The 24,602-nt window shown below is 39.0% G+C and carries 29 protein-coding genes; 16 read left to right on the top strand and 13 right to left on the bottom strand.

Translation table 11 applies throughout. From position 1 onward, the window contains the following. The first annotated feature begins 239 nt into the window (after positions 1-239). Both BP27_RS0111605 and BP27_RS0111600 read left to right on the top strand, forming a co-directional pair. A complete protein-coding gene (locus BP27_RS0111605) occupies positions 240-2,468 on the top strand; it encodes a DNA topoisomerase (protein ID WP_027851694.1) in 2,229 nt (742 codons plus the stop codon). Between the two features lie 95 nt (positions 2,469-2,563). After that, complete coding sequence (locus BP27_RS0111600; protein ID WP_027851693.1) at positions 2,564-2,779, top strand: helix-turn-helix domain-containing protein; 216 nt, start codon at positions 2,564-2,566, stop codon at positions 2,777-2,779. Positions 2,780-2,784: 5 nt separating this feature from the next. Here BP27_RS0111600 and BP27_RS0111595 read toward each other — a convergent pair whose 3' ends face one another. Together BP27_RS0111595 and BP27_RS0111590 are read right to left on the bottom strand one after the other, a co-directional pair. Beyond that, positions 2,785-3,318, bottom strand: a complete 534-nt coding sequence (locus BP27_RS0111595) for a hypothetical protein (RefSeq protein ID WP_027851692.1) — start codon at positions 3,316-3,318, stop codon at positions 2,785-2,787. Between the two features lie 9 nt (positions 3,319-3,327). Further along, a complete protein-coding gene (locus BP27_RS0111590) occupies positions 3,328-3,888 on the bottom strand; it encodes a hypothetical protein (RefSeq protein WP_027851691.1) in 561 nt (186 codons plus the stop codon). 3 nt (positions 3,889-3,891) lie between these two features. Between BP27_RS0111590 and BP27_RS0111585 the strand changes: the two genes are divergently transcribed. The 5 genes from BP27_RS0111585 to BP27_RS0111565 are packed head-to-tail and all read left to right on the top strand — an operon-like array spanning position 3,892 to position 12,146. Then, complete coding sequence (locus BP27_RS0111585; protein WP_027851690.1) at positions 3,892-4,470, top strand: helix-turn-helix domain-containing protein; 579 nt, start codon at positions 3,892-3,894, stop codon at positions 4,468-4,470. Beyond that, positions 4,454-5,134: a hypothetical protein gene (locus BP27_RS0111580; RefSeq protein WP_027851689.1), complete on the top strand. Its 681-nt coding sequence runs from the start codon at positions 4,454-4,456 to the stop codon at positions 5,132-5,134. The genes BP27_RS0111585 and BP27_RS0111580 overlap by 17 nt, the downstream gene beginning before the upstream one ends. Continuing rightward, entirely contained in the window at positions 5,131-6,156 is a 1,026-nt protein-coding gene (locus tag BP27_RS16145; RefSeq protein WP_051610542.1) for a TraU family protein, read from the top strand. Before BP27_RS0111580 ends, BP27_RS16145 begins: the two co-directional genes overlap by 4 nt. Next, the gene (gene trbC / locus BP27_RS0111570) at positions 6,144-7,157 is read left to right on the top strand and encodes a type-F conjugative transfer system pilin assembly protein TrbC (RefSeq protein ID WP_160169838.1); all 1,014 of its coding nucleotides are present in this window, start codon (positions 6,144-6,146) and stop codon (positions 7,155-7,157) included. Before BP27_RS16145 ends, trbC begins: the two co-directional genes overlap by 13 nt. After that, entirely contained in the window at positions 7,158-12,146 is a 4,989-nt protein-coding gene (locus tag BP27_RS0111565; protein WP_027851687.1) for a conjugal transfer protein TraN, read from the top strand. It abuts the gene before it with no gap. Positions 12,147-12,205: 59 nt separating this feature from the next. Here the strand turns inward: BP27_RS0111565 and BP27_RS16830 are convergent, their stop codons facing one another. Next, positions 12,206-12,673: a PH domain-containing protein gene (locus tag BP27_RS16830; RefSeq protein ID WP_245597843.1), complete on the bottom strand. Its 468-nt coding sequence runs from the start codon at positions 12,671-12,673 to the stop codon at positions 12,206-12,208. A gap of 143 nt (positions 12,674-12,816) precedes the next feature. On the opposite strand from BP27_RS16830, the gene BP27_RS0111555 reads away from it, so the two are divergent. The 3 genes from BP27_RS0111555 to BP27_RS0111545 all read left to right on the top strand — a co-directional run bounded on the left by BP27_RS0111555 (position 12,817) and on the right by BP27_RS0111545 (position 15,832). After that, positions 12,817-13,734, top strand: coding sequence for a thioredoxin domain-containing protein (locus BP27_RS0111555; RefSeq protein ID WP_027851686.1), 918 nt, complete (start codon positions 12,817-12,819; stop codon positions 13,732-13,734). A gap of 116 nt (positions 13,735-13,850) precedes the next feature. Next, positions 13,851-14,747, top strand: a complete 897-nt coding sequence (locus tag BP27_RS16135; RefSeq protein ID WP_051610540.1) for an ArdC family protein — start codon at positions 13,851-13,853, stop codon at positions 14,745-14,747. Positions 14,748-14,866: 119 nt separating this feature from the next. Then, on the top strand, positions 14,867-15,832 hold the full coding sequence (locus BP27_RS0111545; protein ID WP_027851685.1) for a hypothetical protein: 966 nt from the start codon (positions 14,867-14,869) through the stop codon (positions 15,830-15,832). 49 nt (positions 15,833-15,881) lie between these two features. Here BP27_RS0111545 and BP27_RS0111540 read toward each other — a convergent pair whose 3' ends face one another. The 9 genes from BP27_RS0111540 to BP27_RS16820 all read right to left on the bottom strand — a co-directional run bounded on the left by BP27_RS0111540 (position 15,882) and on the right by BP27_RS16820 (position 20,965). Beyond that, entirely contained in the window at positions 15,882-16,424 is a 543-nt protein-coding gene (locus BP27_RS0111540; protein ID WP_027851684.1) for a hypothetical protein, read from the bottom strand. Between the two features lie 46 nt (positions 16,425-16,470). Then, on the bottom strand, positions 16,471-16,890 hold the full coding sequence (locus BP27_RS16130; RefSeq protein ID WP_036240174.1) for a single-stranded DNA-binding protein: 420 nt from the start codon (positions 16,888-16,890) through the stop codon (positions 16,471-16,473). 4 nt (positions 16,891-16,894) lie between these two features. Continuing rightward, positions 16,895-17,512, bottom strand: coding sequence for a heavy metal-binding domain-containing protein (locus tag BP27_RS0111530; RefSeq protein WP_027851683.1), 618 nt, complete (start codon positions 17,510-17,512; stop codon positions 16,895-16,897). Positions 17,513-17,615: 103 nt separating this feature from the next. After that, positions 17,616-18,524 (bottom strand): hypothetical protein, encoded by a 909-nt coding sequence (locus BP27_RS0111525; protein WP_027851682.1) that lies wholly within the window; start codon positions 18,522-18,524, stop codon positions 17,616-17,618. A 13-nt stretch (positions 18,525-18,537) separates the two neighbouring features. Next, entirely contained in the window at positions 18,538-19,233 is a 696-nt protein-coding gene (locus BP27_RS0111520) for a hypothetical protein (RefSeq protein WP_027851681.1), read from the bottom strand. Beyond that, the gene (locus BP27_RS0111515) at positions 19,230-19,511 is read right to left on the bottom strand and encodes a hypothetical protein (protein ID WP_027851680.1); all 282 of its coding nucleotides are present in this window, start codon (positions 19,509-19,511) and stop codon (positions 19,230-19,232) included. Before BP27_RS0111515 ends, BP27_RS0111520 begins: the two co-directional genes overlap by 4 nt. Continuing rightward, the gene (locus tag BP27_RS16125; protein WP_051610539.1) at positions 19,508-19,717 is read right to left on the bottom strand and encodes a helix-turn-helix transcriptional regulator; all 210 of its coding nucleotides are present in this window, start codon (positions 19,715-19,717) and stop codon (positions 19,508-19,510) included. Before BP27_RS16125 ends, BP27_RS0111515 begins: the two co-directional genes overlap by 4 nt. Positions 19,718-19,844: 127 nt before the next feature. Continuing rightward, a complete protein-coding gene (locus BP27_RS16825) occupies positions 19,845-20,159 on the bottom strand; it encodes a hypothetical protein (RefSeq protein WP_051610538.1) in 315 nt (104 codons plus the stop codon). A 98-nt stretch (positions 20,160-20,257) separates the two neighbouring features. Then, on the bottom strand, positions 20,258-20,965 hold the full coding sequence (locus BP27_RS16820) for an XRE family transcriptional regulator (RefSeq protein ID WP_051610537.1): 708 nt from the start codon (positions 20,963-20,965) through the stop codon (positions 20,258-20,260). A gap of 105 nt (positions 20,966-21,070) precedes the next feature. Here BP27_RS16820 and BP27_RS17005 point away from each other — a divergent pair, with 105 nt between their 5' ends. The 6 genes from BP27_RS17005 (at position 21,071) to BP27_RS0111470 (ending at position 23,971) form a co-directional block, all read left to right on the top strand. After that, the gene (locus BP27_RS17005) at positions 21,071-21,331 is read left to right on the top strand and encodes a helix-turn-helix domain-containing protein (RefSeq protein WP_084324589.1); all 261 of its coding nucleotides are present in this window, start codon (positions 21,071-21,073) and stop codon (positions 21,329-21,331) included. Beyond that, positions 21,328-22,215 (top strand): hypothetical protein, encoded by an 888-nt coding sequence (locus BP27_RS0111490; protein ID WP_027851679.1) that lies wholly within the window; start codon positions 21,328-21,330, stop codon positions 22,213-22,215. Before BP27_RS17005 ends, BP27_RS0111490 begins: the two co-directional genes overlap by 4 nt. A gap of 384 nt (positions 22,216-22,599) precedes the next feature. Next, positions 22,600-22,830: a hypothetical protein gene (locus tag BP27_RS0111485; RefSeq protein WP_027851678.1), complete on the top strand. Its 231-nt coding sequence runs from the start codon at positions 22,600-22,602 to the stop codon at positions 22,828-22,830. Then, complete coding sequence (locus BP27_RS0111480) at positions 22,820-23,116, top strand: hypothetical protein (RefSeq protein WP_027851677.1); 297 nt, start codon at positions 22,820-22,822, stop codon at positions 23,114-23,116. The genes BP27_RS0111485 and BP27_RS0111480 overlap by 11 nt, the downstream gene beginning before the upstream one ends. After that, positions 23,107-23,373, top strand: coding sequence for a hypothetical protein (locus tag BP27_RS0111475; RefSeq protein WP_027851676.1), 267 nt, complete (start codon positions 23,107-23,109; stop codon positions 23,371-23,373). The genes BP27_RS0111480 and BP27_RS0111475 overlap by 10 nt, the downstream gene beginning before the upstream one ends. After that, positions 23,366-23,971, top strand: a complete 606-nt coding sequence (locus BP27_RS0111470; RefSeq protein WP_027851675.1) for a DsbA family protein — start codon at positions 23,366-23,368, stop codon at positions 23,969-23,971. Before BP27_RS0111475 ends, BP27_RS0111470 begins: the two co-directional genes overlap by 8 nt. A gap of 370 nt (positions 23,972-24,341) precedes the next feature. Here the strand turns inward: BP27_RS0111470 and BP27_RS17150 are convergent. Continuing rightward, on the bottom strand, positions 24,342-24,602 hold a 261-nt coding region (locus BP27_RS17150; RefSeq protein ID WP_027851258.1), incomplete at its 5' end, for an IS30 family transposase.

Genomic DNA, 24,602 nt, shown 5'->3' with positions numbered 1-24,602 from the left:
CTCATTCTTGGTCGATTGAAAAGCATAAGATGCTACAGCAGCTTGCCATCCAATCCTAGTTTAATGAGTTGCACTTGAGAGTTGAATCCAGGAACCTTGATAACTACCTGCATGGGTGAGCAATAATCAATCCTAACATAATATTATATGGTTGTGTAAGTCAGTTATATCTATCTTCACGTTTTTTTTATCCATGTCACTATAACTCTATTATTTAATTAACTAATAAGGGTTGTTAGATGACACTGTTAATAATTGCTGAAAGTCGTGAAAAGGGTGAAAAAATTGCCTTATCCATTGGACTTACCAAAAAAGGTGATCGTCACCTAGAAGGTAAAGTAGGTAGTAAAAATGCCAAGTTATGCTGGGCTAGTGGTCATATTTTTGAGCCGTTAGAACCTGATAAAGTATCTGAAGCCAATTGGACTGACCCTAAATCACTTTTACCCGTACCTAAACCTGGCCGGTTGCAGCCTTCTAGCCGTGGTGCAGCCTTGTACAAATTAATTAAAGGCTTATTGAAGGGTGCAACCGAAGTTTGGTTAGCAACCGATGCTGATCGTGAGGGTGAAGCTATAGGCAGGGATATTTTAAATCATGCTGGCTATAAAGGTGAGATTAAGCGGCTTTGGTTTTCTGGTGCACTTGAACCTAAGGATATTCAAGTGGCAGTAAAAAATATTTTAGAAAACGATAAAACTTTACCTTTTTATCGGGCGCAGCAAGCACGGCAGGGCGCTGATTGGATGTGGCAGTTTTTAGTACGTGGCTACACCATTAAAGGTCGCTTGGGGTTGATGGGTAGCCTTTTAGGGCAGGGCAGTGGCAAGGAGTCGGTCGTTTCAGTGGGTCGAGTCCAAACAGCTACATTAAAAATGATTGTTGATAGGGATGAAAGCATAAAATCATTCCGGCCAATTGATCACTTCACTGTAAAGGCGTTAGCAGCTCAAGTTGATTGGAATTACGTGATACCCAAAGAAATTGAACACTTTGATGGGTTAGAAGTTGATGATAAGGGTAAAGTTTACTTAGTAGATAAAGCAAAAGTTGCAGCCTTTGAAGAAAGGCTAAAAGACTCAATTTTAACAATAACTAAGGCTGAAGCCGGTAAGAAAACATCTAACCCACCGTTGCCCCACTCATTAACTACGTTGCAACGTGCAATGAGTAAGCAGGGCATATCACCTAAAGATACGTTAAAACTAACTGATGAAATAAGGCTGGAAGGTTATTTAACCTACCCACGTACTGAACATGGTGAGTTGCCTATCAGTTTTTATAATAAAGATGATCTAGCCTTACAGTTAACCGCCGTTGCAGCCGTGCCCGCGTTAAAAAATGCGGCTATGGCCATGGAAAAACAACACCCACTCGATACACCCCCTAAAGCCTATACTAATAAACCGATGGAGCACCACGGGATAATCCCTACTGGTAAGGTGCCAGAATTAAGCCAATGGAGTGCTAACAAGGTTAAGGTCTTTACAGAATGTTCTAAAGCATTTGTTACGGCATTATTTCCTAGTGCAATCTATGAAACCCTGGATTTGCAGGCAAATGCCAACATAGAAGGTTTTGTTGAAGAAAAACCAGCAGTTTTTCAGCGTAAGCTTCAAAACCTAGTAACCAAGGGTTGGCTTGAGTTGGGTGATAGAGCAGAAGATGACTTAGATGAACTTTTACCTGAATTAAATCTAAATCAGGAATGCTCAGTAACAGGTGTAAAAACTTCAAAACAAAAAACCAAGCCAGCAAAGCATTTTACTGATGATACGTTACTAGCAGCAATGTTAAATGCTGGCCGACACACTGATGATAAAGAAGCTGCGAAAATCCTTAAAAGTGTTTCTGGCATTGGAACACCAGCAACTAGAGCTACAGTAATCGAGGTGCTACAGGCAAGAGGCTATTGCAAAATAGCCAAGGCAAAAGGTGCAGCAACAATAACTGCAACCGATAAGGGTGCTGAACTGATTAACCAAGTACCAAAAAACTTAGCCAATGTAGCTATAACTGCTAAGTGGGAAGGCCAGTTAAATGAAATAGATAAAGCGCCTAATGATAAAACGGCAGTCGCTTTACGTGATGAGTTTTTAGCAGAGCAAACAAAATTTGTGACCACCTATCTTAAAGAGCTTGTGGAAGATGTTGGTGATAAAAAGCTAGGTGGAAAGACGTTTAGTAAGACAAGCCCACCCACTAAAAAAATGATTGATTTTGCCAATAGCCTTGCTAAAGAGTTAGGGCTAGATGCCAGTGAAGCAGTTAAAACGTTTGATGCCTGTAAAGCTTTTTTGAATGAACATAGCAGCAAAAAAACCAATTCAGCTAAGTCCCCACCCACGGCCAAAATGCTCAGTTTCGCTAGGAAACTAGCAAAGGAAAGAAAGTTAGAAGTGCCTTCTGAAGTGGAAAGTTCTTTTGAGTCATGCAAAAACTTTATAGATAGTCTTCTTGCTAAATAATGGCTAACCCCTTGTGTTTCAAGGGGTTTCCATTAAAGTTTCCACCGTTTCCATTTGGAAAGTCTGTGGAAAGTAATAAGGAAACGAGTTGTTTTATGGAAACATTGAGTGTTGGTGAAAAGCTATCTGCTTTACGAAAAATGAAAAAATTAAGTCAAAAAAAACTAGCAGAATTGACAGGCATAACTCAGCCAGCCATATCCGCAATAGAAAATAACCAAGCAACACTGGGTATTGATAGAGCTAAAATCTTAGCTAAAGCTTTAGCTTGTCATCCAGCGGTATTGCTTTTCCCCGACCTAACTATTTAGGTCGGTCAACCCGTTTTATTTTCTTTTCTAAAGCTTTCTAGCTCTTTGATTAGGTCTAAATAATCAATAGCTCCAGGCAAAAGTTTAGTGCTAGTTGCCCTTTCGTAGCACCAAATTAAAAAAATCTTTAAGTCTTTGCTGTCGGAGGTTAGTAATTCACGGGGTGCATAAGCGCCCCAATCGGGATCACTTAAAATAAGCTTTGTTGCTCTATTGATTGCCTCATCCATGCTTGTTTTATCTGAATAAAAATCTTCAGGAGTAATTTGTTCAGCGAGCATCAATACAGATAAGACCGGTAGATCCAACCACTTGGCTATTTTATTAAAAACAGACTTATCCAGTTTTCTAATGTCTTTTCTGGCCGTTAATATATAGCTAACCGTACTCGCGGCGAGGCCAAAAATTTCACTTAGCTCCTGCTGGGTTAGTTGTTGAGACGTGGCAGTTTGGTTAATCATCCATATCAACTTATAGCCGGGCACATCGGGTCCAACTTTCATCGTTTGGTCTTCGTTCGATTGATTGTTTTCTTTCACAACTATTTCCTAAGTTTGCTCTTCACATTTACTTAATATACTGCAAGCTATAGTGAAGTTATTTGTTAGATCTTTTTTAAATTTACTGAACCTGCTACGTTCAACACGATGCAAGCCATCAAGCCAGCTTTGAATCGTGGTAATGGGTACATCGGTAGCTATGTGCATTTCAGTGGTGCTTAAATGTTTTTGCAAGGCTTGTAGGGTGTTTTTTACTTCGGAACGGCTGCACCAAGTACCGCCAGATATTTTGGGTGTTTCTGCAATCATAATATCTAGTGACTGTTCAATTGCAGTGGCTTTGTTTGTATCTCTAGGTGTTGCACCTTTTGACCAAGAGTACATGGTATTGAGTGAGATATTTTCAGAGAGGCACAGTGACAAATAATGATTAATGGATTTTAGTGTTTGGCCGTGGTTGTCGATTAGCGCTTTAATTTTAAGCCCAATACTTCCAGCATAGCTTCCTTTGGCAGCGCCACCGGTTTTCTCACGGCTTGAAACGCTAACTTTTTTTTCATTACTAAATGCTGTCAGTTTTTCATACATAATGATGCGAGGGGTTGGCATTAAATGTGGTCTCTTTATGATTATTTGATGCACGATGAAAAAAATGCAGTGCAACGGATAGTAAATACCCTAACCAAAAAATTATACATAAACTATCAGTACCATAATGATGCTAAACACGAGGTTGTCTTAGCGCTAATGCAGGCAAACTACGACCCATACTATGATGATGATGCAATAATTTCTTATGCCTATTCATGTGCAAGCTGGGCTTTAGTTGCATGGCGTAGAACAAACCTATTGCCTGTTTCAATTACGAGAACAGAGTCACCAGAACCTATAAGCGTGTCATTAGACGATGTATTTGGTGATAGCTTAGACAAGCTTATCACTGAAGCAGGCTTAGCTGGTAATGACCCATTTGAACTACTTTTCAATCAAAAACCAAAAAACACTGAACCTGAAACTAAACTTGTTTACCCCGATGATGATAAAAACCGGTACCAATTTAGGAAAATCATCAAGTTACATTTGGATGGCTATACAAATAATGCAATAGCTGAGGAGATTAAAGTGTCAAAAAGAACGGTACAAAGAAGAATTAAAGCATTTGTTGAGTACAACCATGCACAAGCTAGCTAGTTTTCTAACACTGTGTGCCTTTTTCTTGGTCAGTCATGCGTTTGCTATGGATCTAGGTGTGCAGGGCAGCACTTGGGAAATTGTAGAGCAGGATATACGGGTTCGCATGTCAGAAGATGCGGCAAAAGTAGACTGGAAAAAAATTAATGATGGGGTGGTCGATAGTGCGCGTGAATATGTTAATCGCCCTACACGCTGGGATGTGGCCGAAGCACAAGTTGATGATGTCAAGTTGGTCGATATTACTCAAGTGCTAACAGAAGACTTTATTGTCCCAAAACCTTTGCCCGGCGGGGGTGTTGAGAACCAAGTTCTCTTTCCAAAAGGTTACAGGCTAAACCCCTTAGATTTATTACCTGCAAGTTCTATTAATCAGTCCTATGTTATTTTTAGTGCAGAATCTAAGGAACAACTTGAATGGGCAAAAAAGCTAAATAACGAACACCCCAGTAAGTTTATTTATTTTACAACCGATGGGGTTATGGATGAGTTATCTGGTGTTGGTATGGCTCTCTATCCAGTTGATAAGTGGTTTTTTATAACTGCTCAAGTCAATAAAACACCTTCAATTGTGGGTGTGTCTAACGAAAACCCTAAACATCTAACAGTTGCCGAATTTGCACCACCTTACTCAACTAAAAAAGCTAGCGAGGTCATTAAATGAAAAGTATAGCTAAGCCGTTTGTTTTTTTAGTGCTTGCATTTTTTTCAGGTTTTGTATTATCAGATGGTACTTGCAGAGGGTCTGTTTGGAATCCTATAACTACTAATTGGAACAATGCTTTACCTATTACAACTGCTGGTGTTTCCTCAGGTGGAGGTCATGCAAATCCTGCTGGCATGAAAACTATGCCAGCAATATGTTTCTGTAAAATTATTCCACCAGGCATACCCATTCCGGGTATCGGAATAACTTATTGGGAACCTATGTATATAGCAGAAGTAACCAATATGCCTGGCTGCCTATCAAGCATGGGGGGGATCAGCGTTCTGCCGCCTATTATGGCATCACCTTTGGCTAGCTCTGGGTCATTTGCCGGTGGTGATGATGGAGACGGTGGGTCAGAAGGGAATTTATTAAATATGCAGGTGCATTGGTATGAGTACCCGTTATTTGCAATTTTAGATGTAATGGGGTCAGCACTATGTCAAAGCGGCGTATCAGGCTTCGCATTTGGTGGCATGACTGAAGTGATGCCATTTTGGCAAAACGAAATTTTAGCTGCAATAATGTATCCATTAACTCTCTTAGTTGCCAACCCTGTAGCAGACTTAGCATGTATTGCTGATGTAATGGCTTCAGCAACCAGAAACCCTTTAGATTCACTTTTTTGGTGTGCAGGTAATCAGGGTAATTTATTTCCACCGATAGGTTGGAATAGCAACCTAGAAAATGGGATTGCGGATACAAATTTACTCTTTTTAGGTAGGTTTATGAGCACCTATGCAAATAGTGGTGCACTTTTAACTACTATAGGGGCAGGCGCTGTGTGTCATTCTCATTATTCGCCTTATTTGACTCGTAGCCAATTTAGATTTGAGCCAATACAGCCGGTTGCATCAAATAGAACAGCAACGTTAGGTATGAATACGCAGCTTTGGAGTTCTACACCACCTTTAAATATCGGTGATAGGATTGATAACAACTTTCTGATATGGCAGGGACGACAGTGTTGCTTCCTCTAATAATTGTAATATTAGTTTTCTTTGGTCTTACTGACTCAGTTGCTGCTGATTCAGCAAATCAAGCGTATGAAACAGTTGAAGTGTTTAAAGATCAAAAAACACGGAATATAGATTTATTCAATAAAGAAAAGATTGGTGCGGTACAGTCTTATCAAAACCTAATGGACACTATGAGCAAGGGTAATAGTTCAATTGATGCAGCACACGAAACTGTACAACTAGAACGTGAGCATAGTAGTAGCACTAAACGTCAACAAATGTTTGAAAATGGAACCATTGTCGGCGGTATTAGCAATAAGGTTTTTGCAGAGAATGAAGCGTTAAGAAGACAGCAGCTAAATTTGGAAAAAGAAGATCAGTTGTATGTTTTTGTTAGTCGCTCAATGCCTGAATCATTATTGCGCTCTTATGCTTTAGATGCAGCTTACACCAGTGCAGTGTTAGTTATGCGTGGTGTGAAAAAAGATGAAACCCTAGGTACTTTTTTTCGTGGCCAGCTAATGCAGGATTTAAAACCTGATGGAGCAGGGGCAATGGTGCAGCTTGATCCACGCTTATTTGATGCGTTTGAAGTGGATGCAGTACCGGCCATTGTTTTTACAAAAAACAGCTTAATAGACCTCTGCGCCACACCTAATAGCACAAACGTGCAATGTGAACCGATTAGTTCAGAAAAATACTACAAAATAACTGGCAGCGTCACGCTTAAATATGCGCTTGACCAGTTTATACAAGAGGGAGCTGATGCTCAGCGATTTTTAAGTAATTTAAAAAATTATGAAATAGCAGAGGATGAAAACTCAAAGTTAGCTCTAGGTCTAGCAAATGAAGCGTATCGAAGTGCATTAGCTGAAATCACGTATAACACTCCAATGCCTGATAACAATTTTGAATATCAGCAGGATACTCATTTGCTAGAAATGGAAAACTATTCAACCCCTTTTGGCACTGTAAAAGCACCAAAGGGCACACGACAACTACTAAAAAGACTGGGTGATTAAGTGAATATAAACCTTATAGCTAAATGTTTTTTAATTTCCTTTGTCTTCTTATCACACCTTGCTTTTTCACAAACTATTGTAACTGATGGGGGTGCAGGTCTATCGCCAGAAGATCGTCAAAAAATTGAACGGATGGTTCGTGAAAGTAAAGCTGAGTGGGATAATAGCCAGAATGCTAGCTCTTATAATGAGTCTGATATTTTAAGTGAATTGGGGGTTGAAGCTCATGCCAAGGATGGCAACCAGTTTGAGGGTGATGATATTTTTAATCAGTCTCTATCCGAAGGTTCTACGAATGGTTTTATGTTGCGTAGACAAGGTTCTGAAAAACTTTTATGTGAGTCAGGTGCAGTTGCTCAGTTAGCAAACCTTGAAGTTAAAGTTTTGGAGTGTGAAAAAGGGCAGTATCGCGTTGCTATGTGCGATGCTGTTTCAGCTGGCCACAATTGTTCTGAGCATAATACGCATGTAGACACGTTAGATGGCACTGGTAGCAAGCAAATCTTTAGAAATGGTGTATTTAGCGGTGCATATCAACTGGAATCGACCTGTTCAGTTGCTGCATGTGACATACGTTATAAGGCAGTTTATCAGCAAGAATTTTCTTCAACATCAATTGGTAGTAAAGCTCAAGGTGAAGCTGCCGCAGTAAATCATGCAGCGAGTGGTTCAATTTTAAATGATGTTAGTGCAATTTATGATCCGGTTGACCCTGAGTTAGCAAAAATACGCAAAGATATACAAGACAACAAAAGTCAGCACGTTGACTGTTATTCTGAACGTATGAACGAGTTAAATCATGACGGTAAGGTACGTCAGTCTTGTGACCCTAGTGATGTTAGAACCTTTGATTTCCTGATTGACAAGCGAGAAGGCAACAACTTTGGCAAGATGATGTGTGAGCGCACTGAAAAAGGTTACTGCACTCAAGATATTGCCATACATGAGCGGTTAGATCATGAGGGTGAACAGGTTTGCACTTCTCAATACCAAGTAAGCAATCAGGTATGTAGCGTAAAGCTAGAGGCTGTAACTGTAGAAAATACTTTAACAGATTCAGGCTATAGCAAAAGAGCGGCGAGCAAAGCCAGTTGTGGTGAACAGTCAGTTAATGGCATAACCTATCAATGCACAAAATATAAGTTTAATAACTATAGTGTCTATGGTGGTGGTAATATTGGTAATAAAACAAAAGCAAATAATTACATTTTTATACCACTAAACCCAAGAGATGTTCATAGCATAAAAATAAGAGCCCCGCGAATTGATGACTATTTGAGGGTTTTTGTTGCACCAAGTAAAAAGAACTCAGGTTCCTATGTTTTATCAACAAGTGATAGGTGGGGTACTGGAAAAGACTACAAGAACAACTCAATGGGTTGGCGTGATATAACTTCAGCTGTAAAGAATACTTCATCAATAAGCCATGTATCTTCTTTTTTCATAAATTCATCTGTTTGGGTTGTTGGTTCTGGTGAATATAATTTAGAGCTAGAAATAATTTATAAGAAATACAATACAATAATTAAGACTACAAATAACTGTGAATCATTAGACAATAGAAGTCCTAACAGCTCCAGTGCTGCTGGATGTTATCAGAATAACTCACTGCAAGGTGATTGTTTAGATAGCACACCTAGAACAATTCATGGTGAGGTATTTAACCCTGGGTGCTGGGAATATAAGAAAATATATACGTGCTTCGACAATTTAACAAGCACTTGTAATGCCCAACAGATGCAGGATTACGGCTGGATAAAACAAAGAGAATTTAATAAAGAATACCCTTTTAGCAGCATTGGCCAAAACACCTCCAATCCTTGGAAGTGGGATGAAGAATGGACGTATGAAAGCACTAACGGCTTAGATACTAGCTTAGGTTGCGCTCCTGCCGAATACTCATCAAAACAAGATGCAACTGGTGGCACAATCAACACTACTCATACTTGGTGCTATAAAGAACCGCCCAAGGAGTGCCACCCCAGCCCACCAGAAACAGAAGAAGAAATTACAAAATGCCGAGTTAATGCCACTGAATGCATAAAAGAAGAAAATGGCCTTTGTGTAAAGCAAGAACAAAACTACTTTTGTGAAACAGCTTATACCTGTGAAGGCGCGTACGGTAACTCAGTAGGTGATACCTCTGAAGCTCCAAATAACGCTGGTGCATTGGCAAAAGTTATTGCCGAAGGTGAAAAAGCCAAAGCGTTATCGAATGCCTTAGCAGGCAATATGTCAGAAGATGATGAAGGAAATATCACTGTCTTTAACGGCAAGTTAGCGCAATGCAGCAAGTTTTCAAGTAAGTTTTTTGACTATATGAATTGGCCAATTAACCTACCTCATTTTACTGCATTTTCTTTTCTAGGTGGGTTAGATAAAGATAAGCGTAACTGTTGTGTTGGCCTACCAGAAGATATTGGCACAACTGTTAATGCAGGTAACTGTGACGAAGATGATATTGAGCTAGCAGTGAAGAGATTAGCTAGTGCAGCTCATTTAATACAGTTAGACGGTGCAACGCCTGTTGCTACCGGTAATACATTACTAGGCGATGATTTTCAAGATGCTAGTGTCGCCTACGGCAAAAAATGCCATGCAATTAATATAGATAGGTTGTGTACTAGCAGAGCAAATGATGAAGCTCAAACCTGTTTATCCTATGCGCTGGATGTAAAACCAGCTTTCAACTTGCTTGGCTATTCAGGTGTTCAGCGCTGGCCAGAAGATAGTGATTTACCCATTAAAAAAGCAAATCTAAATAACGTATTAAAACAGCAGCATTATTTTGTAGAGTCGTATAGGTACGGGATACCTAGCAAGGTTTGTCAAAACACGCTATACGACCCTGGCTGCGGTTCGGGTGGGTGTGACAGAGTGATTAAAAAAGATGAGCAAAATAAAGACTATTTTGAAACAGAGCAATGTGCATGTGAAGAAATTGCATCTGACGGTAGCTGTATAAGCAAACCAAATCAATGCCGAGTTTACCCAAACGAAGAAGATATTGATTTAGTTGGGGTAGATGATGTTGTAGAAGATGGGAATTGGTTGCCGGGTAGGTATGAGGCCTGTGCGTGGTGGATGAATAACAGCATACCAATGATGGGCATGTTCAGCTTGCCTAGCAATCGTGGCTCCCAAAATGCTTCAGATATACTTCAAAAATTGGCACTCAAACCTCACGTCTGCAAAGGTTATGTTTGGGATGTCGTTGACCGTGTGCCGGTTGACCATTATCAAAGCTGGTGTACGTTTGATGACCCTTTTGCACGAATAATCCAAGAGCAGGGTCGTAAACAGTTAGCCTTATATGCAACACGGCCGGAAACAGGATCAATAACTGATACAGTTGAGTTTGGATTCTATACGCCAATAACAGGTAGTTGGACACCAGCAAAAATTGTTAATAAGCAAGATGTTAGGTTTTGGCAGTGGCCTCATAGCTGCACAAATGCTGAGACGGCAACGGCGGCAAATATGACAGACCAAAGCTGCCCGCAGAATGCAGATGTTTATGTTGCTATTTGCGAGAAAGAAGGTAAGTGTGGTGCACTGCCTATAAACCCAGTGTTGCAAGCGAGTAGTAAGTGGCATGTACGCTTGCTTAAAGCTGAAAATGAAGAATTACAGACTTTAACCCCTTTACTGGTATTGCAGGGATCGTGCAGTGATGCAGGGCTTTGTGCGTATAATATACACGCATGGCAAAAAGGCATTGGTGGGTCAGTAGATGTCCCCATAGATATGAACTGGGCACTTCAAGGGTTGAATAGTGGTTGGAAAATTAATTATAACAGCCATAACCAAATTCACTTAATGGCTTACACGGAGCCAGTAGAAAAGTCTGAATCAGACGATGTTTTTGATTTTGAAATAGGCGCAACAAAAACACCTGAAGAGCTTCCAGCTCCAAAGTTGAAAATGTGCTTGGGTTCGCCAGTTACATGCAATATTGATGAAGCTGAAAATGATAGTGTCTGGGAAACGATTGTACTGGATAGCCCAACGGCTATTGATGGTCAAATTATAAATGACCCTAAGCAAATTATTAAAACTGAAGTGATACCTGCCTACTATGATACCAACGGGGTTTATCATGAGGAGGAGGTAATTAACACCTTAAAAGGTGGAATACGAGTTAAAGCGTTTGGACAATGTAGCTCCGAAACCTTAAATTGCGCCTACCGTGTTGTTGCAAATATAAAGCTGGAAGCTAAACCTTGGCACAGAGGCATTACTTATGACAGGTATAGAGTAGGGATTAAACCTAAAGTGTTTGGTAAGTACATTGGAGGTAAAAAAACACAGCACTACAACCATCAATTAGCAGCAGATTGTTCAGGATTTACATTAGATCAATTCCTTGCATTAAATATAGCTGCGATGGATTTAAGGGAATTTACAGATCTTGTTGCAAAAGACGCAGAAAACAAACTACAGGAAATGGCTGGTGATAATGTCCTAGATGTGCAAATAGATGCAAACAAAATCACCAGTGGAAAGTCTACATCTATGGCGAGCACTGGTACTAAAAACCTACGCTTATTTCCCAACAATGGTTATCCAGGGACAGAGGTAAAGTTACAGCCGCTCTATACTGGAGATAACCGAGTTTTAGTAACTAAAAACGGTATGGTTATTAAGCATAAGGTCATTGGCTATACTGTTGATTGGGGTGATGGTACACAAAAGCAAAATTATGGTGTAGGTCAAGTTGCAAAACATGTGTATGGTGATGTGAAAAACAAGCCTCAAAAAAGCCAGACGATTGTTGGTTCAATTATTTGGGATACGGCTGGTGGTTCAATATCCGAAACATTCACCTACAAGCTTTGGGTTAATCCCAATGAAGCTGATGGTGGGGGGATAATTGGAGCTGGTAATGTGCCTGGCACCACCAGTGGTAAAGAAAGTTTAGACAGCCCAATAAAACAATTTAATGAGCTAGATGAAGACTTAAGAAAGCTAGCCCCACAAAATTGGTAACAGGTGTTTACCCCGTATTTGTAATGAAAGCGAGTTTCAATACAAATACGGGGCTGTGGTTAACCAGCATCAATTTCTCTAACACCTCGCTCATCCCAGCATTCACGCACAAGATTTCGTAGGTACTCATGCAGCTTATTTATTTCTGGTATAGCCTCTAAACGAATTACAGGAGTGGTTCTATCTGATGTAACAAGTGCAACATTGCCTAAGCTGAATAGCCGCAGTGCAATGGGTTCATCAAGCTGAAAATCCCTGACTCTAAACAACTCTAACTCGTCAGTTATACGGCGTAGAATACCCCGTTTAATTAAAAGTCGGTCTCTTTTTAGGGTATAAACTGTCGTTTTTAGCTGAAGAGCTTTTATACCCCAAACGAAAAAGCTATACGTTACAACAAGGAAATAAGAGTAGTATATGTAAACGTGGGTTTTATCATAGCTTAACTCATACCAGATCAACAAAAGTGTACTGACAAAAAGCCAAACTAGTTTCGGGTACGCCAAAACCAAACTGGGCTTACCCATCCATAATACGTCATGTGGTATTTTGCTTATTTTTTTCACCTAGATCACCTTACTATTTTGAATTAATCACCAAATAAGCTTAACAGTTTAAATATCCCTGATAAGCTTTTATTAAATACAACCTGGATAAAGAGTGCTAGTTAATGAAAACACATGAAGACAAATTAAAGTCATTTAAAAACAAAATAACGTACACATCTATAGGGCTAGCAGCAGTAATAGCAATTGGCTCTCTATCTTTTGGCTTCTTAAAAGATAGCCAAAACACTTTTGTACCATTACAAGAAATACAAGTAGCATCGAAAAATGATTGGCCTACTGTATTTAAAGAAATGGATCAGGAAAAAGTTGCAGATATGCAGGTAATTAAAGGCTTTACAACCGAGATACAGGAGGTTACAGGGTGGGTGCTAAAAGAACGCACCAGAGAAGCTAGCCAAGCGATTGTATATACCGTGGGTAATGGTAGCCACGCCATAATTGGTGGAATAGTGGATTCAAGCGGCAATAATTTAAGTAGCAAACACTTTGAATTATTTACAGATGTTTTGCCACAAGCATCGAAACAACCAGAAGTATCAAAACAAAGCGCACCACAAGCTGATATTTTAAATGCAAGCTTGTTACAGTCAGTTGTTGATATTCAGCCTGTAGTTAAAATCGGGGAGGGGGAGCGAGAGGTTGTTGTTGTGATTGACCTAAACTGCCCTTACTGCACACAGTATTTTAACAATATAAATGCAGATTCAGAGCTTTTGAAAGACTTTACATTCAAATTCATGCCAGTAGGCATACTCAGCCATGACAGCGTGGTAAAAGCAGCAGTATTTGATGATCTTAGCGAAGCTGAAGCAAAGCAGCACTTAATTGATGTTTTCTCTGGTGAGTCACTAAGCATACAGCCAAGCAGTAGCGCATTAGCTGCATCAGAAAATAGAACAAGTAAATGGCAACAAGCCGGATTAACAGCAGCACCAACAACCATTGTTAACCTTGGAAAAGAAAATCAGAAGTCAAAAATGGGTATGCTGGGTAACAGTACAATCAAATCATTATTTTAAGATTCTCCGCTGTGCTCTTGGCCGCTCTAGTAGCGGCCTTTTTTTGCGTGTCACCCCTGCCTTACCTACTCATGAAAACAGCCATTTTGGGCTAGTTATAATGAATAGGTAATCACATGAAAAAGCTAAGCATTTATGAAGAAGTAACTAACCAAATCATTGCAAAAATGGAGCAAGGTACTAGCCATTGGTTCGCCCCTTGGGATGGTGCTGGAGCACATCATAATGGTGTAACGAAACATGAATATAGCGGGATCAATATTCTGTTAACCTATTTTGCTACTATGGAAAATGGGTTCGCCAGCAATGAGTGGTTTACTTTTAATCAAGCTAAGAAGCTTGAGGGCAAGATAAAGAAAGGTTCTAAAGCGACTAAAATAGTTGCTTACTCCGTCAATAAGTATGATGCAGACGGTAAGAAGCTTCCTGAAGACACGCCAGATGAAGAAGTTCATAAGGTAATTCCCTTTGCTAAAGCAATCCCTGTTTTTAACAGAGATCAAATTGAAGGCTTGCCAGAAAAAGAGTGTAATCCAGAAGAATCTAATGTTTTGGTTGATGCTGATATAAGTTCAAAGCTGAACAAGTATCTAGCAACTGAAGGTATTGAGCTTACGCTAAAAGGCGATAGCGCTTACTACAACAGAGCAAAGGATGCGATTGTCTTACCTGAATTAACCCGCTTTCATAGCACTGAGGGTTATTTTGCTACCTTGTTTCACGAAGTAGCACACTCCACCGGCCATGAAAACCGCCTGAACCGAGTGTTTGGTAAGTTCAAGTCACCAGAGTACGCATTTGAAGAACTTGTTGCTGAGTTAGCCGCAAGTTTCATGTGTAGTAAACTGGGTATTTCTGGACGAATAGAAGATCATGCTAACTACATTAGTAGTTGGATAAAGCTTCTAAAAGAAGATGATAAGGCTATCTTTAAAGCTTCTGCATTAGCAGAAAAAGCTACAAAGTATGTCTTTAATAGCTTTTCAGCCGATAAAGCTAAAATTGCAGCATAAATTCATCCCCCGACTTCTGTCGGGGTTTCTAATGCTCAATATTTTTATGGCTTGTTCAGTACAATAAAGTTAAATATAGTTAGTAAGTTAATAAATAATTGAAAGTACAAGGAGTTTTTATGAGCATTTCGGTAGTAAGAGGGTTGGTTGTTTTGTTACTGTGTAGCATGAGTGCTGCCTGTACTACAATAGGTGAAAAAGAAGAACTAAATGAGTCTGGTTATAGCAGTGAGCCGTTGCCATTACTTTTTGAAGGGAATAATATTTGTGGATATTATGATGATGAATTACTTTACCTTATTTATCCAGAAAGGCTTGGAAGTGATATTGTTGTCTACGATAAAAAATATGGTATATTTACAGAATCTGAGTTTGAAGAGAGTAAGAGAATAATTAATAGATCAAAAAGAAAATCAGATTTTAAATGCAGTGATTACTCAATAAGATTATCAGATAAATTAAGGCCTAATCTACATTACTCAAATTCAATTAGATATTTTATTTTGTCAAATAGTGTGCGTGCTATTTTTGATAATGCGTCTAAAAATCCAGAAATATTTAAAAGTGAAATAAAGTATAATAGTCCACCATATTTTAGGCAAGTATCAGACTATTATACTGAGGCAACTGTTCAGGTCGGATATACCGGTAGAAGTAACAGGCACAGTTACCTAGGAGATATAAAGTCTTATTATAATAATTTAAGCCCATCGGATGCTGATGAATTAATTAACCCTGTGCTTGCTAAGATTGCAGAAGAGCAAGCAGAAAAAGAAAGAAAAGAGCGTGAAGAAAAGTTAAGGATAGAGCTTTTTAAATTGGAGCAAAGAATTGCTCAAGAACGTTGGGATAATCGTTTAGGAGCTAAGTATAGTATTGGCGACAAAGTTTGTACCTATGATACTAATAGTTTTGGCTATATTGAAGATTTAAATATAAACAAAATGAAAGTTCATGTTGTGGGGCAAGCTGATCGTAAAAACGGCTTTTTCTTCAGTGGTATAGATGGTAATTTTAATTATAAAAAGGTTGAGGCTATTAGGTGGTTTGATAGAAATGAACTAGCGCATTGTAATTTTAATTAATATTTTAAGGTTGTTAAGTATGAGTTAGGCCGCTAATAGCGGCCTTTTCTCACTTAAAATAAAACCTTATGCCAGTTTTGCCACCTTTCCAGCTAGAATCACTATTAGCCGCATAGAAGTAATATTCAGCATTTATATTCCACGCTAGGCTAGGGGTAATAAGGTACTCGTAACCGAAGCCTGCTGATAATTGAGCGCCTTCAAGCTGCTGCTTAGTAAAACCCGCGCCCAGGTTAATGCCCAAGCTGGATTTTTCACTCATACTATTTTTTAAGCTAGTTCTAAGGCCATAACCTTTAACCTTAAAAGCATTTTGCTTACCAAGATTAGAATGATACACCGCAACATCTAAACTATAGTCAGACGCTACAGGCACGTTAACGCCTAGCGTGTAGTCAAGTGCATTTGTTTTTTCCCCGTTATCAAACTTACCGTAGCCAGCATTTATCTGCATAAAAGGCTTGGCTGAATTGGTTTTTTTATGAATAACTACACCGTAATCATCTAAGTCATAGACGGGACCAGCATGTGCTAAAGCAGGTAGGAGCAAGGATGCGATAAGTATTCCAGTTCCCGTGTTTTTTGAAAACATAAAGCTTAACCTCTGTTAAAAGCATTTATTAATTAGGTTTTAAATCCTAGAAAGGAACTTGATCTTCTGGTGCAAAGTATTGGTTGTAGGCGTATTGCCCAGCATTTTCAGCAGGGCTACTGTCTGTTGGGTTAGCTTCCTTGGCATCCAAAAACTTCAAAACATTACAAACCACTTCGGTAGTGTATTGGTCTACACCCTCTTGATTTTGCCACTTACGATTCTGCAAACGGCCTTCAACATACACTTTACTTCCAGTTTTAAGGTACTTAGCAGCAACTTCGGCGAGGCTGCCAAAAAAGATAACCTTGTGCCAATCTGTACGGCTTTGCTTAACACCGGCCTTATCTTTCCAACGGGCAGTGGTGGCTAAGCTAATATTAGCAAGTGTGTTGTTATCTAAAGTATGCGTTTTAGGTTCTGCACCTAAGTTACCAATTAAAATCACTTTGTTAATGCCTGGCATAACCTCAATCCTCATTAGGTTGTATTTTCTTAACCCTAACAGCCGTTCCAGAAATGTGAAGAGTGATACTAGTGCTAGTATAAGATTCACCGCCACTTACATCACTAATGAAATTAAAATTAACACCTATCACTGCATTGGCACCCTTTTCTAAAGCTTGACGCTTTAAGTTAAAAATACTTATATCATTTGTATTTTCTTTAGAACTAACAAAGCGTTGGTAAGTAATTACACCAAAGTGTTCTTCTATTTTGTAGCCTTCAAGTGTTGATGCTGTACTGATTAGAGCACTATCAATTTCTATTTTATTTATTAACTCCTTATTTGTTTTTATGAAGTCCTCATAAAGAAACTCATTAAAGTTATTTTCAATTTCGACAGGGACAAGAGACAGACCTAAAGCACCAACTGGCAATCTAACAAGTGATACATCGCCTTTTTTATTCAACAAAGTGATAATGCATTCAGGTTTATTAGTATAGCTACTCATGAAGCTAGTAAGGTCGTTAACGCTTTCTAAGCTAAACTCATTTGCTTTAACTAAAGTGTCACCAACTTCAATACCAGCCTTTGCACCATTTGCATGATGGTCTACAATATCAACAACTCTAATTGCATTCATAGAAATACCTTTGCTTTATAAGTTTGTTTTAATTCTTATATAATATAATTAATATTCTTACCTTGCAATACAGTTCAAGAGTAATGTTGATTTATATTGAGAGTTAATTGTTCAAAGCTTTTTGAATTTGTTCTAGTGCCTTTATGCTGACTGTACGCTCCCCGCTTACTAACCTTTTCTCGTGATTACGTAAAAAAGACAGCTCCTTGGGTGATACACCAGCGTACTCACTAAACTCTCTAAAGTTTTTTCCTGTTCTTTTTAGAAATACCTCCACATTTTCAAGAATTGTTAAGGGTTCAAGCTCTACTATCTCTATACTCACGTCATCTTCTGGTAAGTTGCTTTCATTGCTTGTGTTTTGAGTAGCAACAATGTTTTCAATAAGCTGTGTATTTTTAGGTGGGTCAACCTGCTCTTTTACTCTTGGCTTGCTGGGTTTATTGCTTCCTTTACTTAGTGAAAGGATGGTAAGCACGGCAACTATTTGAAAAATAATTAAACCGGCAACTTCCATAATAATCACCCAGTTAACGTAAAGCTTCGCATCATCAGGCTTATTGATTGTTAGCCCTGCAATACGCTCATCTATCTCTATAAGGCGCTTGTTGGTGGCAGTAATAGGTGTTAACCAGCCGGTACGCTTTTCAGAGTTAGCCTGATAAGTAGCAAGTTGATCTTCAAGCCTGCTTTTTTCAGACTCTAAGTTATTTAGTATAATCTGAGAAGCGGTCGCTTCATTGGCCGCTTGGTGGCTTGCCTCTAATATAGGGCTGGTAACATGATGAATAGGGCCAGCCAGTGTTAGAAGACTAACAAGCACCGCTAATAGCCGGTGTGATACCTTTGGTTTGTGCCAAAGCCAGAGTGCAGAAACCTCCAACAGCAAAGACCAACCCCAACCAAACACGCCTACTTTAGCTGTCCAAAAGGCAATGCCATGAATTTGTAAAAGGCAGACGCAGCTAATGAGAATAGTGATGCTGACCAAGGTGTTGATGTTGGTGTCCATAACAATGCAGCTCCTAAACAATCGAACCAGTTATTTTCTGAAATTCAATTACCCATACCCATGGGTTAATATCCCACGTAGCTTGACCAGAAATTTTGCAAAAATAATTAGCAAATGCTGTACGTGCATTACCCAGGCATTGATCTGTAGCAGTTGGGTTTTCCATTGACCATCTTGGATCTTGTCCATATCGGTGTATGGACGGAAGTCCTTGAAAACTCTGAGCGCCTTCTGCAATAGCATCATCATTGCTAATGTCTTGTAACCGCTCTATACGAATATCGGTGATTTCAAGCGTAATACGGCTTGCAGAACGGGGCATATGAATTGAAGGCTTCCACTTAATGGGTGCAGGCTTACCGCAGGCAACCTTCCACTTAACCGCATCAGGGGTAGATGCACGGTAAACAACCTGTTCATGCGGTGTAACACCTAAATTGACAACCTGATAACCAAAAGTTTCTCTAACCCACAGCCGGTCGCCAACTTTCCAAGGTGAAACAAGTCCGACTGACATTTCTGTTTTACTAGATTTAAATATGGCAACAGGCTGGCCAGCTTGTTTTTCTGGACGAGTTACAGTGCTAATGTGCTTAAAATCTGAGTAAGTTGTTTGATCAATTTTTGCTATACGGCGTGTTTGAGTTTTTCTGCCAGCAAGGATTGCGTTAACCATGTCTGCTTTAAATATAATTGGGTGAGTTTTCATGCTGTACACTCCAGCAAGTCATCTTGGTGGTACTGCATACAAATGTAGTAGTGATTAGAGTTGTTAAAGATGTGTGGGGTAGGTGAAACATCAACAGCTACGCCATTTTTTCTATTTTGCTCAATTTTTAAAAACTCAGAAATAGGGCAGGTAGCACCAATAATCTGTTTGTAGGTTTTTTCAGGCATGTAGCCCTTTAGAATAAAACATTCGTCAGAAAAATGGGGGGCTCTAATACGCTCAGACGTGAGTAATTGTGCTGTAAATGATTGGTTCATGCGCCTACCCATCCTTCAGGATCATTCAAGAAGCTTGATACTTCCGAAGATTTCCAGCGCGTTACCTGTTCACTAAGCTTTACAGGCTTAGGAATACGTTTGTTTTTAGATAAATACCAAACAGTGCTAACACCCACACCCAGTAGGGCAGCAACTTCCTTAACGGTTAAAAGCCTTTCTTCAACTTCAACTCTATTGTCTAACATGATCTACACCTCTCTAAGCTAATACAGGCTGGTACATGCTTAATAATATGCACCAATGCATTTAAAGTGTCAATGCGTTGATGCATATATTGAGTGGTTCAGTCGAAATTGCTAAAAAGCTAGTCGGTTATTTTTTAGAGATACGGTGAGCAGCACTACGAGCGACACTATGATTATTTGGTGATGTGCAGCCAATACATTCTGCTTCGCCATCAATGCACCCATGAATGCTTTGAGCAATAGACCCGATAGCATCCAATGTCATCGCTATATTTTCAGGGAAGTAGTAGGAATCAGGTGTCTGCATTGCTAGCAAAGAAGTGTTAGCAATGGCTTCTATTTGAGAGAGGGCATGTGTAGCTAGACTATGAATAGTAACTATGGTGCTTTCTAGGTCACTAATACGGGTAACGAGCTTCTGTTTATCTTGTCTTGTGTCCATGATTGACACTCCTTTATGTAATATTCTTAAAATACTAATCAGAACATTCTTATGGGAGGTCTAGAGGTTAAAAGCTAAAATGGTGGGTGGGTAAACTCTTAAAATACTGAGCCCCCACGCCAAACTACACGACCGGCAATTGGTAAAGTGTTGAGTATTGAGTCATCACACTCCTCGTCTGGATGACTGTGTTTGTTAGGGTTGTCATTACTAATAATCCAGCCACCAGTGAGCTTTTCATTTAAACGTTTAATGCTAATACTGTTGTCAGGTCTGTACAAAGCATAAACTTTTCCAGATTTTGGCTGCTGATCACATATGTTCACTAAGAGCACATCACCGTCAGCTATAGAAGGGTACATGCTATTGCCAACAGCATAAGTTGCTCGTAGGTTTACAGGTTTAACCCCCATCTTACTTAACCAATCACGATGGAATGGTATTTCATTGTGGCTTTTGAAATGGTTGGTACCAGGTTCACTAGAAGCACTAAGCAGCGAGATAAATTCTTGTCTAGGTTCAGCTGGATTTACAGCTAACTCATCTTCTTTAACTGAGTAATTAAGATTTTCTTGATCTAGCGCCTGATAACCACGTAATTGATCAACAGTGCAGGCTAGAAAATCAGCAAGAGGTCGTAGCTGCTGATCAGTTGGATTCTTAATGCCAGAACTTCCTGTTGGGTTAAGTATTCTTGAAATTGTTGATTGCTTTACACCTGTTTTACGGCTGAGTCCTACTTGATTAACGCCGGCAACACGCATTAATTCACGTAGAACTTTATCTGTTGAGTTTATTTTCCGCATAGATGCATATTTTCCTAGATGGCAATGCATAGAGCAACAATCAGTTGATTTATATATATGCACTGATGCATAATAGTAAGCATGCAAAAAACAGGGGGGGGAGTGATGGATATAGAGTTGGCGGAAAAAATTCGAGCACTAAAAGAAAAGCACGGTTTTTCTTATAAAAAAATAGCAGAAGCTGTGGGTTGTGATATATCAACAATTTACCGCGTTCGTGATGGATTGATCACTAATCCAAGCTACCTAATTGGTAAAGCAATTAATGACTTATTTTTAATACAAGGTAGCGTTGAACCAGGTCGGGCGAAAGATAAGCTAGGTAAATTAAGTTTTAAAAAAGCACTTTTAAGATCCGATTCATGACTGCACTTTTTAAGGCTTTCACCAACTTAAAGAAACAGTTTCCCGGTACTCACCGTGGTAACCGTTGTGGCCATGACCCTAAATTCAGCCCCTTACCAGCTTTAACCTGGAAAGGCACAAAGCTAAAACGCTTACCTTTTATTTCTCAATCTGAAGGTTCTGCCTACCACTTTTTTTCACAGCACTACAAAATGATTTTTCATAAATCACCCCACTTACGTGCTGCTATCAATAGTAAGTCAGGCGTTATGCGTAGTGAGAACAGGGAAAAACTATGTTTAACCACTCAAGGGCTACTAAGAAACATTGATTTAGCCACTATGAAGTTAAAAGAAGGGCGCACCCTGGGCGAAGTGCTACGGTTTGTTTCTCATGCACTGGATGCAGAGAAGTGTTACCGCCGTTTTAGTCCAGAACGCTTTTTTGATGGGCTAAACATTTTAAGTGATGCCGGTTTAATTTTTTACAGAATCCCCTCAGCTAAAAAGCGCGATAGTGGCGAATGGCAAGCTCAGCCTGCTGATATTGCATTCACCTACCGTTTCTGGCGGCTGTTAGGCTATTCAAGAAGCGAAATACTGCGTGTTAAACAAACTGCAAAAAGCAAACAGCTAAAAAAACAAAGTGCATTAGAACAGGCTAACCAAGAGGTGTTTACAAACAAGTTAAAGCGCATGAATAAAGGGCGCAATGCTTACGGCACACAAACGGTCAAGTCGAAGGTAAATACCTCGCCTGACTACGATAAGGAAGTTTTGATTAGCAAAATAACAACCCGCTGGTGTTTGGAATACCCCTTAGAGATTGTAAGGGAAATGAAAGACCAGATAATTAACAAAACCTACAACGAGCTAGCAGAGCTAGGGGCTAAGCTTGGGGTTTAGTCAGCAAACTTAGTTTTTCCAGTAAACCCTTCCTGAAAACTTGGCTTGAACAACATTTTTATAGCCCTCCCATCAAAAAATAACTAACAAAAAACACTGTTTCAGATAGGTAAAGAAATATAAGCAAACTAAGTCCGAACGCTAACCCCGTTCTTATAATCGGTTAATTATATTAAATCTAGAACCAGTTAATGCCTCGCAAACTATCTGTTATCGCAAGCTCAACAGATGTGCGAAGCTTGTTTGCTTACCAAGAAAAATGTTGTGCCACTAGCCAAAATTGAGCTAGTAAAATAATACAAAACTCGCAGTAAAAATTATTGCGTATCTGCTTATATGATATACAATATAACTAATAACAAAGTTTAAAGTCAGGGCTTGGCTGTGAAAGAAGAATTGTTGAAAGATGATGAGCTGTCATTTTTATCTCGCATGATTATTACTAAATCAAATCTCGCAGTTAATGGCTGCATTGCAACCTTGTGTTTGCCGGAAAACCTTGCTGATCTTCAGTCAGAAAAAGTGCTACATGAACTAAAAACAGCATTTAAAAACGCTGGTTGTGAATTAACAATAAATTGTAATTTACAAGGGGTGAATAGTGATGTGTGTTGATACTTATAGCCAAAAACGCTTGTTTGCAGCAATTTTAAACCAGGGTTTTTTAGACCTAAAGTCAACAAAAAGTAAGTTGAGAAATGATGCAGAGGTTTTTTTATCAAGCAAGTACGCCTATAAATACGCTGAAATACTGGGTATTGATGGTGAGGTTCTACAGCGTGGTGTTCAAAAACACCTGAAGAATACTAAGCGAAACAATGTTGAACTGCTTAATCCAATTAAACAGCTTATAGAAGAAAATCAGTATTTATTAGATTTTGGGGAGTTGAAATGCGGCTAGGGATTTTTTCACTATTGTTTATAGTTTTTGCTTTGTGGGTTGTTATTGCTCCTGATGGAGAAAAAAGAATCGTTAGAACCTGCGAACCCGTAAATTGGGTAGGTAGCTTGTCCGTTAGTATTGGTCAATTAGTGTTTCCAGACCATCAAAACTCTATTCAAGATTTTTTTGATAAAAGTAACTATTCTTGCCGGTTTGTTGTGTGGCGTTTGATTTATGAAGATAGGTATTTAGAAGAGGGTACTGCTAATGAGTAGTAGGTTAGCCTACCATATTTTAATGTTTTTTTTCCTGTCCCTTACCAGTTACTCAAATCTAGGAGCTACTGATTTAAGTAAACCTACCCTTGTTGTACTTGTTGATATTAACTGCAACTTTTGTAGAGAGTTACATGGTGTTGATCAAGAAATAAACTATTTGGCAGAAAAGGCAGGCATTAATTTAGTTTATGCACCTATACCTAATGATGCTGATGTATCAACGGCTTGGGCAGAAAAAACTTATTATGCCTGCTATAAGGATAGTGTTTGCGACTCCAGAAAATTACTTGATGTGCTTTATGCAGCACAAGATTTTAATCGGTTAGATGCTCAAGAAGATGTTGATATGTGGCTTGATATGAAATATTCAGGCACCAGTATGCATAAATATTTAAATGAAGCATATAAATACGATGACTCAGTTAAGCGAATGATTAACCTGGCAGCAGTGGTAAGAATAAAGCAGTTTCCAACGTTTGTAGTTGTGGGGGATAGGGATTTAACACCCTACCAAATAGCATCTAATCTGGATGGAAGCCTATCTCAACGTGTTAATACGGTTCAAAATTGGCTAAAAAACAGAGGGAAACCATGAAAAAATTAATGTTGTTATTTGTTTTATTGCTTGCTTTTACTACAGGTTGCAGCAGAACTTTTGTTGTAACTAATAGTGAAAAGCTTGAAACAAATCATTTATTGGTTAGTAGTTATACAGACCAGGGCATTGATGTTAAAGAAACAAAAAACTGGACGTTGGGAAATACCAGCGGTATGAATAGCTATGTTTATGTTGAGGGTGATAAAGCCATTAAAAATGTACCTAAAGCGCCTAGTTTAGTACCTGATTTAATTGTAAATTTTCCATTCAATTCTACTAGTATGCATCCAGAATCTACTGCCAACCTTGCTTCATTTATTGGTGAGCTAAGCATTGATAAAAAGTTAAAACTAATAGGTTCTTGGATTCAACTTGCTAGTGCAACAGCCTGTAATTCTTCAAACAATACTTCATTTGGTGTTTTCATTCCAAGTGTTTTCCTAGGTCGGTTATTTAAACGATGCATAATGAATTCAAAATGCTCATCATCTAAGTGCTTAAAGCATGAACCTTTGGGGCAGTATTGACGTATTAAGCCATTTGTATTTTCATTCAATCCACGTTGCCAAGAAGCATAAGGGTCTGCAAAGTAAAAGTCACAATTCAGTGCTTTTGCAATGGCTTGATG

It is taken from the genome of Marinospirillum insulare DSM 21763 (assembly GCF_000686905.1).
Classification (GTDB): domain Bacteria; phylum Pseudomonadota; class Gammaproteobacteria; order Pseudomonadales; family Halomonadaceae; genus Marinospirillum; species Marinospirillum insulare.
Note: the sequence above shows the minus strand (reverse complement) of the source record. Positions and strands in the feature narration are given on the sequence as shown.

Coding starts and splice junctions, on each gene's coding strand:
- BP27_RS16830 (WP_245597843.1), bottom strand. CDS start 12,673: ATGGGTAAGCCCAGTTTGGTTTTGGCGTACCCGAAACTAGTTTGGCTT.
- BP27_RS0111525 (WP_027851682.1), bottom strand. CDS start 18,524: ATGGACACCAACATCAACACCTTGGTCAGCATCACTATTCTCATTAGC.
- BP27_RS16820 (WP_051610537.1), bottom strand. CDS start 20,965: ATGCGGAAAATAAACTCAACAGATAAAGTTCTACGTGAATTAATGCGT.
- BP27_RS16825 (WP_051610538.1), bottom strand. CDS start 20,159: ATGGACACAAGACAAGATAAACAGAAGCTCGTTACCCGTATTAGTGAC.
- BP27_RS0111490 (WP_027851679.1), top strand. CDS start 21,328: ATGACTGCACTTTTTAAGGCTTTCACCAACTTAAAGAAACAGTTTCCC.
- BP27_RS17005 (WP_084324589.1), top strand. CDS start 21,071: ATGGATATAGAGTTGGCGGAAAAAATTCGAGCACTAAAAGAAAAGCAC.
- BP27_RS16125 (WP_051610539.1), bottom strand. CDS start 19,717: ATGTTAGACAATAGAGTTGAAGTTGAAGAAAGGCTTTTAACCGTTAAG.
- BP27_RS0111540 (WP_027851684.1), bottom strand. CDS start 16,424: ATGTTTTCAAAAAACACGGGAACTGGAATACTTATCGCATCCTTGCTC.
- BP27_RS0111480 (WP_027851677.1), top strand. CDS start 22,820: ATGTGTGTTGATACTTATAGCCAAAAACGCTTGTTTGCAGCAATTTTA.
- BP27_RS0111520 (WP_027851681.1), bottom strand. CDS start 19,233: ATGAAAACTCACCCAATTATATTTAAAGCAGACATGGTTAACGCAATC.
- BP27_RS16145 (WP_051610542.1), top strand. CDS start 5,131: ATGAAAAGTATAGCTAAGCCGTTTGTTTTTTTAGTGCTTGCATTTTTT.
- BP27_RS0111475 (WP_027851676.1), top strand. CDS start 23,107: ATGCGGCTAGGGATTTTTTCACTATTGTTTATAGTTTTTGCTTTGTGG.
- BP27_RS0111580 (WP_027851689.1), top strand. CDS start 4,454: ATGCACAAGCTAGCTAGTTTTCTAACACTGTGTGCCTTTTTCTTGGTC.
- BP27_RS0111605 (WP_027851694.1), top strand. CDS start 240: ATGACACTGTTAATAATTGCTGAAAGTCGTGAAAAGGGTGAAAAAATT.
- BP27_RS0111470 (WP_027851675.1), top strand. CDS start 23,366: ATGAGTAGTAGGTTAGCCTACCATATTTTAATGTTTTTTTTCCTGTCC.
- BP27_RS16130 (WP_036240174.1), bottom strand. CDS start 16,890: ATGCCAGGCATTAACAAAGTGATTTTAATTGGTAACTTAGGTGCAGAA.
- BP27_RS0111600 (WP_027851693.1), top strand. CDS start 2,564: ATGGAAACATTGAGTGTTGGTGAAAAGCTATCTGCTTTACGAAAAATG.
- BP27_RS0111545 (WP_027851685.1), top strand. CDS start 14,867: ATGAGCATTTCGGTAGTAAGAGGGTTGGTTGTTTTGTTACTGTGTAGC.
- BP27_RS0111590 (WP_027851691.1), bottom strand. CDS start 3,888: ATGCCAACCCCTCGCATCATTATGTATGAAAAACTGACAGCATTTAGT.
- BP27_RS0111515 (WP_027851680.1), bottom strand. CDS start 19,511: ATGAACCAATCATTTACAGCACAATTACTCACGTCTGAGCGTATTAGA.
- BP27_RS16135 (WP_051610540.1), top strand. CDS start 13,851: ATGAAAAAGCTAAGCATTTATGAAGAAGTAACTAACCAAATCATTGCA.
- BP27_RS0111555 (WP_027851686.1), top strand. CDS start 12,817: ATGAAAACACATGAAGACAAATTAAAGTCATTTAAAAACAAAATAACG.
- BP27_RS0111585 (WP_027851690.1), top strand. CDS start 3,892: ATGTGGTCTCTTTATGATTATTTGATGCACGATGAAAAAAATGCAGTG.
- BP27_RS0111530 (WP_027851683.1), bottom strand. CDS start 17,512: ATGAATGCAATTAGAGTTGTTGATATTGTAGACCATCATGCAAATGGT.